The organism is Kushneria phyllosphaerae, assembly GCF_900312995.1.
In the GTDB taxonomy this organism is placed as follows: domain Bacteria; phylum Pseudomonadota; class Gammaproteobacteria; order Pseudomonadales; family Halomonadaceae; genus Kushneria; species Kushneria phyllosphaerae.
The window spans coordinates 1-7,661 of the sequence record NZ_ONZI01000007.1 but is presented as its reverse complement, the minus strand read 5'-3'; the positions used below and the strand labels follow the sequence as shown (position 1 = coordinate 7,661).

The following is a 7,661-nucleotide window of genomic DNA, read 5'->3' as shown; positions in this document are numbered from 1 at the left end:
GCAAAGGCGCAAAGGCGCAAAGGCGCAAAGGCGCAAAGGCGCAAAGGCGCAAAGGCGCAAAGGCGCAAAGGCGCAAAGGCGCAAAGGCGCAAAGGCGCAAAGGCGTTTTCAGTGTTCAGCTAGCTATTTGCTGGGGTCAAACAAATATCGCAATCGTTGCAGAAAGGTTCGCCGAGGTGGATTTGAGGGTTCAGGATCGGCTTGGTGCGTCAGTAGCTTCTGGTATTCCTGGAGTTCGGCGCGCATCTCGGCCATCTGCTGGTTCATCTGCTCGACCTGTGCCACGAGTGCCACAATTTGCGGGTCAGGCTGACCCGATTCGGGTGTGCCATTGTCAGTGCCACGGTGTGCCATTTTTTCGGGTTCGGGCTGTGCCACATGTGCCAGGGCACCGTAGGCACGAATCAGTTCAGACGTTTCAATGACACGCTTGTCACTGTCGTCCATCCCATACGACAAGCGGCCTTGGGCCATATCGCGGTAAAGCGTGCGCCGACTTTTCTGTGCCATTTGGCACGCCTCGTTGACGCTGTGCCATGCCATGACAACCTCCTGTGCCACTGGTCAGTTCGAGCACTGATTGTATGACGCAGTTTCAAGCGATGGCACACCCGAGTGACACCGCGGCTTTGGCACCAATCAGCGTGCAGACTTCGTATTTGCAAAGCCAGCGGGAGCGGCGATTACCAATCGCTGCGGGCCGCTGGCCAACAACGAGCGCAGCGAGGCGTTAGCGCGGCGTTCTTTGCACGTGATTCTGTAGCTCTAGCACCTGTCGTGCAGGCATTTGCTGGATCTCCGGTACCAACCGCATCAGATCGAAGGCTCGCTTGCCTGACGCAGAGAAAACACTGCCTAGATCAGCGTCTGGTGTATGCCGCGTCCGATAAATTTCGAGCACCCCCTCAGCCAGACAAGGATCGTTCTCAGCCGCTCTCAGGACGTCTGTGAGCGTTTCATTGGTAAACGGCGACGAGAGTTCAGACCCATGCTCTAAAAGCCGCTGGTTGTACTCCTGAGCGCCCTGAAGGGGGTTTTCTGTCGGGTTGCCCGGAAACGGGCAGGGATCATGCTTGAGTACATACATCGACTGCCCAAAAAGCGCAGTCAGTTCATCGCTCAGAACATAGTCTTCAGGGCTTACCGCCGATCGAAGCTGCACCATCGTCATTCCTCCTCGAGACTTCGCAAATGCGAAGAAGCCAGATGTGTCATCGTCGACAGACGATGACAGGGAACCGCTCGCGAAGCGAGTGGGGCGCGGCGTTCAGCCAAGCCCCCGACGGCCATGCCGGCGGGTTGGGGGAGCCGCTTTCGATCACACGCCCCAGCGATGTGAAGCACACCCCAGTGTGCGGTCGAAAGTGGGGGCGTGCCCCCATCGTCCGGTGTCGGCGAAGCCAGCCGGACTCCGTTCTTTTGGAGGGTGCCAACGGCATTTTGAGCAAAGCGATAAACGAGGCTTACGCCGAGACCTGAACAGAAGGACGGAGTCCGGCTGCGAAGCAGCCGACGATGGCCGGGTGAATGCTTGATTTAAGTCGCGTTCAGCGACGAAGGATCAAAGCAGAGGGCGCAGCCCTGGTGCGGGGTGTAGCCCGTTCAGGGCGAAACCACGCTATTTTGAAGCTATTCGAATTGCTATTTGATCAGCTATTCAAGACCTATTCGAATGGCTATTTACCTTCAAATAGCAGGTGAATAGGTCATCCAATAGCCAGCGAAATAGGCAAAGTAATAGCTAACGCCTCGCTTCGCTCGTTGTTGGGCACCGCCTCGGCGCGATTAAAAATCGCTGGAGAGCGGAGCCGAGGGGAGAAGCGGGAAGGGCTCTTTAAACCGCGATAAGGGCAGAAAGGGAAAGGTGCGCGCAAAGCGCAACGGTTGCCCGCGAGCCTGTCTTTTCGCTGCGCTTCAAGACAGGCTCGCCCCTCCTTCCGCCGATGGCTTCTGGATGGTCCGCCTTGCTTTCCGCTTCGGTAGATCAGTGGCCTGATCCTGCCCCCCTCACGCGCCGGAAAGACACGTCTCAAGCTGCTGCACTGCTTCAACTCCCGCCTGTGGGCTGAGTCGCCGCGCCGTTTTTAGAGAGGTGGCCGTGGGTGGTTCCCGTTTCCCTCGTTGCAGTGCTGCCAAATCGCGACTCTGGCAAGCATTGGACGCGCGTCGCACGCTGGGCCTATGTGAGGTCTCCCCGTTTGGCCCGACCGCCACGGTCTAGAGGGTAACTGTCAACTTGAGTCCAACCCCTCTGACCACGTTGTCACGTTGCAAGTGACGGCCGAAAAGGGATTCTTTCTAAGGGGGGCAAGTGTTGCGCAGGGGCTAGAAAGGCCGCTAGACTAAGAACTACGAACTGTTCTCTCTTCTGTCCCCCAGTAGAGAGAATCCGAAACCCCAAGTGTTGACGCACTTGGGGTTTCATCTTTTCTGGCTCCAAATTATCCCGCTCTGTCTTACCAGTCAATCTAACCACGCCTTGCTTAGGCGTTCGTAACAACAGTCATGGTGTTCCTAACATAGGCTTCACAGTTATTCTAACGCGCTATATGCCTAATAAGTGCGGGGAGTAAGTGGGTTGTGAAAAGAAGCTTTTCAGAAGTCCCTGATGACTTTGTCCATCACCATAATCATCAAATAGCCCACCCTGTAACGCAAAGCCTCTATTGGGGAACGGTGGTTGTCACGAGCGGGTTGCTACAGCAGCCTGGAGGGCCAATCGTACTTAGAGCAGGAAGGCATTTCGGCCCCCATAAAGGCTTTGGCATACGCCATATATGGACAGAAAGAGGAAATGATCTCAAAAAGTGGGGATATGATTCGATCTACGAAGTACCTAACTTCGTTAGCGACATAATCCAGCACAATGCAAACATCGTGTGCGAATTTTCGAGCATGAACGGGCACCAGCGTCTCATTGTTATGAGAGGCAGCAAAGGATGCGCGGTTTTAGCGGGGTTCGAAACAGCTGAAGAAGATCAGCTTTTGTATAGCGTCGTAACTGCTTATAGAAATAGAAGCCCGAACGGGAAAGCAGTAGCTAAAATCGAGTTATAAAAAAAGCCCTGAAAATCAGGGCTTTTTAAAATTAGTGAGGCTCGTGGTCGCAGCGTCTGCTTAGCTAACGAATACATCGTTGGGTCGCAAACTAACCCTCAAATGAGGATTACCTCCACGGCTAGGATGACGTGTCCTAGGCACCCGCAGTACATGGCCGATTCCGTCTGATGCCTATGTACCTATGCTCTTATGCAGGCCTCACATTCATTATCGGCCTTCACCACACAAATTCAATACCTTTTTGCTTCTTTCCCCCATTATTACAGGGACAAAAGACAGTCGTGATGCCTTTCGCTTTCTGTAAATTCATGATTACGCGGCTTATCTTGAGCGCAAAAATGGCCCCTTTGAGGGTCATTTTTGGATGACGGCTAAGGTACTCAGGTAACCGCCTCCTATCCCCGATTCTTTTCCCTTTCTTTTCCCTTTCTTTTCCCTTTCTTTTCCCTTTCTTTTCCCTTTCTTTTCCCTTTCTTTTCCCTTTCTTTTCCCTTTCTTTTCCTTTATCTCATTGTTTTCCTTTTCTTTTCCCTTTTATTTCCTTTTCTTTTCCCTTTCTTTTCTCCCCACCTAAAACCGCCAAAAACCTCGAAAGCAACAGAGGCACGCCACGGATGTATACATATCCGTCGTGCCAAAGGGTGCCCCTTTGAATCCCTCTCGCTCTAACGAGCTCGAAAACCCCTCCGCTCTGACGACCTCTCTTTGCAAAGGCGCAAAGGCGCAAAGGCGCAAAGGCGCAAAGGCGCAAAGGCGCAAAGGCGCAAAGGCGCAAAGGCGCAAAGGCGCAAAGGCGTTTTCAGTGTTCAGCTAGCTATTTGCTGGGGTCAAACAAATATCGCAATCGTTGCAGAAAGGTTCGCCGAGGTGGATTTGAGGGTTCAGGATCGGCTTGGTGCGTCAGTAGCTTCTGGTATTCCTGGAGTTCGGCGCGCATCTCGGCCATCTGCTGGTTCATCTGCTCGACCTGTGCCACGAGTGCCACAATTTGCGGGTCAGGCTGACCCGATTCGGGTGTGCCATTGTCAGTGCCACGGTGTGCCATTTTTTCGGGTTCGGGCTGTGCCACATGTGCCAGGGCACCGTAGGCACGAATCAGTTCAGACGTTTCAATGACACGCTTGTCACTGTCGTCCATCCCATACGACAAGCGGCCTTGGGCCATATCGCGGTAAAGCGTGCGCCGACTTTTCTGTGCCATTTGGCACGCCTCGTTGACGCTGTGCCATGCCATGACAACCTCCTGTGCCACTGGTCAGTTCGAGCACTGATTGTATGACGCAGTTTCAAGCGATGGCACACCCGAGTGACACCGCGGCTTTGGCACCAATCAGCGTGCAGACTTCGTATTTGCAAAGCCAGCGGGAGCGGCGATTACCAATCGCTGCGGGCCGCTGGCCAACAACGAGCGCAGCGAGGCGTTAGCGCGGCGTTCTTTGCACGTGATTCTGTAGCTCTAGCACCTGTCGTGCAGGCATTTGCTGGATCTCCGGTACCAACCGCATCAGATCGAAGGCTCGCTTGCCTGACGCAGAGAAAACACTGCCTAGATCAGCGTCTGGTGTATGCCGCGTCCGATAAATTTCGAGCACCCCCTCAGCCAGACAAGGATCGTTCTCAGCCGCTCTCAGGACGTCTGTGAGCGTTTCATTGGTAAACGGCGACGAGAGTTCAGACCCATGCTCTAAAAGCCGCTGGTTGTACTCCTGAGCGCCCTGAAGGGGGTTTTCTGTCGGGTTGCCCGGAAACGGGCAGGGATCATGCTTGAGTACATACATCGACTGCCCAAAAAGCGCAGTCAGTTCATCGCTCAGAACATAGTCTTCAGGGCTTACCGCCGATCGAAGCTGCACCATCGTCATTCCTCCTCGAGACTTCGCAAATGCGAAGAAGCCAGATGTGTCATCGTCGACAGACGATGACAGGGAACCGCTCGCGAAGCGAGTGGGGCGCGGCGTTCAGCCAAGCCCCCGACGGCCATGCCGGCGGGTTGGGGGAGCCGCTTTCGATCACACGCCCCAGCGATGTGAAGCACACCCCAGTGTGCGGTCGAAAGTGGGGGCGTGCCCCCATCGTCCGGTGTCGGCGAAGCCAGCCGGACTCCGTTCTTTTGGAGGGTGCCAACGGCATTTTGAGCAAAGCGATAAACGAGGCTTACGCCGAGACCTGAACAGAAGGACGGAGTCCGGCTGCGAAGCAGCCGACGATGGCCGGGTGAATGCTTGATTTAAGTCGCGTTCAGCGACGAAGGATCAAAGCAGAGGGCGCAGCCCTGGTGCGGGGTGTAGCCCGTTCAGGGCGAAACCACGCTATTTTGAAGCTATTCGAATTGCTATTTGATCAGCTATTCAAGACCTATTCGAATGGCTATTTACCTTCAAATAGCAGGTGAATAGGTCATCCAATAGCCAGCGAAATAGGCAAAGTAATAGCTAACGCCTCGCTTCGCTCGTTGTTGGGCACCGCCTCGGCGCGATTAAAAATCGCTGGAGAGCGGAGCCGAGGGGAGAAGCGGGAAGGGCTCTTTAAACCGCGATAAGGGCAGAAAGGGAAAGGTGCGCGCAAAGCGCAACGGTTGCCCGCGAGCCTGTCTTTTCGCTGCGCTTCAAGACAGGCTCGCCCCTCCTTCCGCCGATGGCTTCTGGATGGTCCGCCTTGCTTTCCGCTTCGGTAGATCAGTGGCCTGATCCTGCCCCCCTCACGCGCCGGAAAGACACGTCTCAAGCTGCTGCACTGCTTCAACTCCCGCCTGTGGGCTGAGTCGCCGCGCCGTTTTTAGAGAGGTGGCCGTGGGTGGTTCCCGTTTCCCTCGTTGCAGTGCTGCCAAATCGCGACTCTGGCAAGCATTGGACGCGCGTCGCACGCTGGGCCTATGTGAGGTCTCCCCGTTTGGCCCGACCGCCACGGTCTAGAGGGTAACTGTCAACTTGAGTCCAACCCCTCTGACCACGTTGTCACGTTGCAAGTGACGGCCGAAAAGGGATTCTTTCTAAGGGGGGCAAGTGTTGCGCAGGGGCTAGAAAGGCCGCTAGACTAAGAACTACGAACTGTTCTCTCTTCTGTCCCCCAGTAGAGAGAATCCGAAACCCCAAGTGTTGACGCACTTGGGGTTTCATCTTTTCTGGCTCCAAATTATCCCGCTCTGTCTTACCAGTCAATCTAACCACGCCTTGCTTAGGCGTTCGTAACAACAGTCATGGTGTTCCTAACATAGGCTTCACAGTTATTCTAACGCGCTATATGCCTAATAAGTGCGGGGAGTAAGTGGGTTGTGAAAAGAAGCTTTTCAGAAGTCCCTGATGACTTTGTCCATCACCATAATCATCAAATAGCCCACCCTGTAACGCAAAGCCGCTATTGGGGAACGGTGGTTGTCACGAGCGGGTTGCTACAGCAGCCTGGAGGGCCAATAGTACTTAGAGCAGGAAGGCATTTCGGCCCCCATAAAGGCTTTGGCATACGCCATATATGGACAGAAAGAGGAAATGATCTCAAAAAGTGGGGATATGATTCGATCTACGAAGTACCTAACTTCGTTAGCGACATAATCCAGCACAATGCAAACATCGTGTGCGAATTTTCGAGCATGAACGGGCACCAGCGTCTCATTGTTATGAGAGGCAGCAAAGGATGCGCGGTTTTAGCGGGGTTCGAAACAGCTGAAGAAGATCAGCTTTTGTATAGCGTCGTAACTGCTTATAGAAATAGAAGCCCGAACGGGAAAGCAGTAGCTAAAATCGAGTTATAAAAAAAGCCCTGAAAATCAGGGCTTTTTAAAATTAGTGAGGCTCGTGGTCGCAGCGTCTGCTTAGCTAACGAATACATCGTTGGGTCGCAAACTAACCCTCAAATGAGGATTACCTCCACGGCTAGGATGACGTGTCCTAGGCACCCGCAGTACATGGCCGATTCCGTCTGATGCCTATGTACCTATGCTCTTATGCAGGCCTCACATTCATTATCGGCCTTCACCACACAAATTCAATACCTTTTTGCTTCTTTCCCCCATTATTACAGGGACAAAAGACAGTCGTGATGCCTTTCGCTTTCTGTAAATTCATGATTACGCGGCTTATCTTGAGCGCAAAAATGGCCCCTTTGAGGGTCATTTTTGGATGACGGCTAAGGTACTCAGGTAACCGCCTCCTATCCCCGATTCTTTTCCCTTTCTTTTCCCTTTCTTTTCCCTTTCTTTTCCCTTTCTTTTCCCTTTCTTTTCCCTTTCTTTTCCCTTTCTTTTCCCTTTCTTTTCCTTTATCTCATTGTTTTCCTTTTCTTTTCCCTTTTATTTCCTTTTCTTTTCCCTTTCTTTTCTCCCCACCTAAAACCGCCAAAAACCTCGAAAGCAACAGAGGCACGCCACGGATGTATACATATCCGTCGTGCCAAAGGGTGCCCCTTTGAATCCCTCTCGCTCTAACGAGCTCGAAAACCCCTCCGCTCTGACGACCTCTCTTTGCAAAGGCGCAAAGGCGCAAAGGCGCAAAGGCGCAAAGGCGCAAAGGCGCAAAGGCGCAAAGGCGCAAAGGCGCAAAGGCGCAAAGGCGCAAAGGCGCAAAGGCGTTTTCAGTGTTCAGCTAGCTATTTGCTGGGGTCAAACA

6 protein-coding genes are annotated in these 7,661 nt (G+C 53.4%); 2 read left to right on the top strand and 4 right to left on the bottom strand.

Going from position 1 to position 7,661, the window contains the following annotated elements:
• Window positions 1–123 precede the first annotated feature (123 nt).
• The gene (locus KSP9073_RS17655) at window positions 124–543 is read right to left on the bottom strand and encodes a hypothetical protein (protein ID WP_108844204.1); all 420 of its coding nucleotides are present in this window, start codon (window positions 541–543) and stop codon (window positions 124–126) included.
• Between the two features lie 187 nt (window positions 544–730).
• Window positions 731–1,165, bottom strand: a complete 435-nt coding sequence (locus KSP9073_RS17165; protein ID WP_108844203.1) for a hypothetical protein — start codon at window positions 1,163–1,165, stop codon at window positions 731–733.
• Between the two features lie 1,415 nt (window positions 1,166–2,580).
• Here KSP9073_RS17165 and KSP9073_RS17160 point away from each other — a divergent pair.
• Window positions 2,581–3,057 (top strand): hypothetical protein, encoded by a 477-nt coding sequence (locus KSP9073_RS17160; RefSeq protein WP_207771515.1) that lies wholly within the window; start codon window positions 2,581–2,583, stop codon window positions 3,055–3,057.
• A gap of 817 nt (window positions 3,058–3,874) precedes the next feature.
• On the opposite strand, the gene KSP9073_RS17155 is transcribed toward KSP9073_RS17160, so the two are convergent.
• Complete coding sequence (locus KSP9073_RS17155; RefSeq protein WP_108844204.1) at window positions 3,875–4,294, bottom strand: hypothetical protein; 420 nt, start codon at window positions 4,292–4,294, stop codon at window positions 3,875–3,877.
• A 187-nt stretch (window positions 4,295–4,481) separates the two neighbouring features.
• A complete protein-coding gene (locus tag KSP9073_RS17150) occupies window positions 4,482–4,916 on the bottom strand; it encodes a hypothetical protein (RefSeq protein ID WP_108844203.1) in 435 nt (144 codons plus the stop codon).
• Window positions 4,917–6,331: 1,415 nt separating this feature from the next.
• Here KSP9073_RS17150 and KSP9073_RS17145 point away from each other — a divergent pair.
• A complete protein-coding gene (locus KSP9073_RS17145; protein ID WP_207771514.1) occupies window positions 6,332–6,808 on the top strand; it encodes a hypothetical protein in 477 nt (158 codons plus the stop codon).
• The last annotated feature ends 853 nt before the right edge of the window (window positions 6,809–7,661 follow it).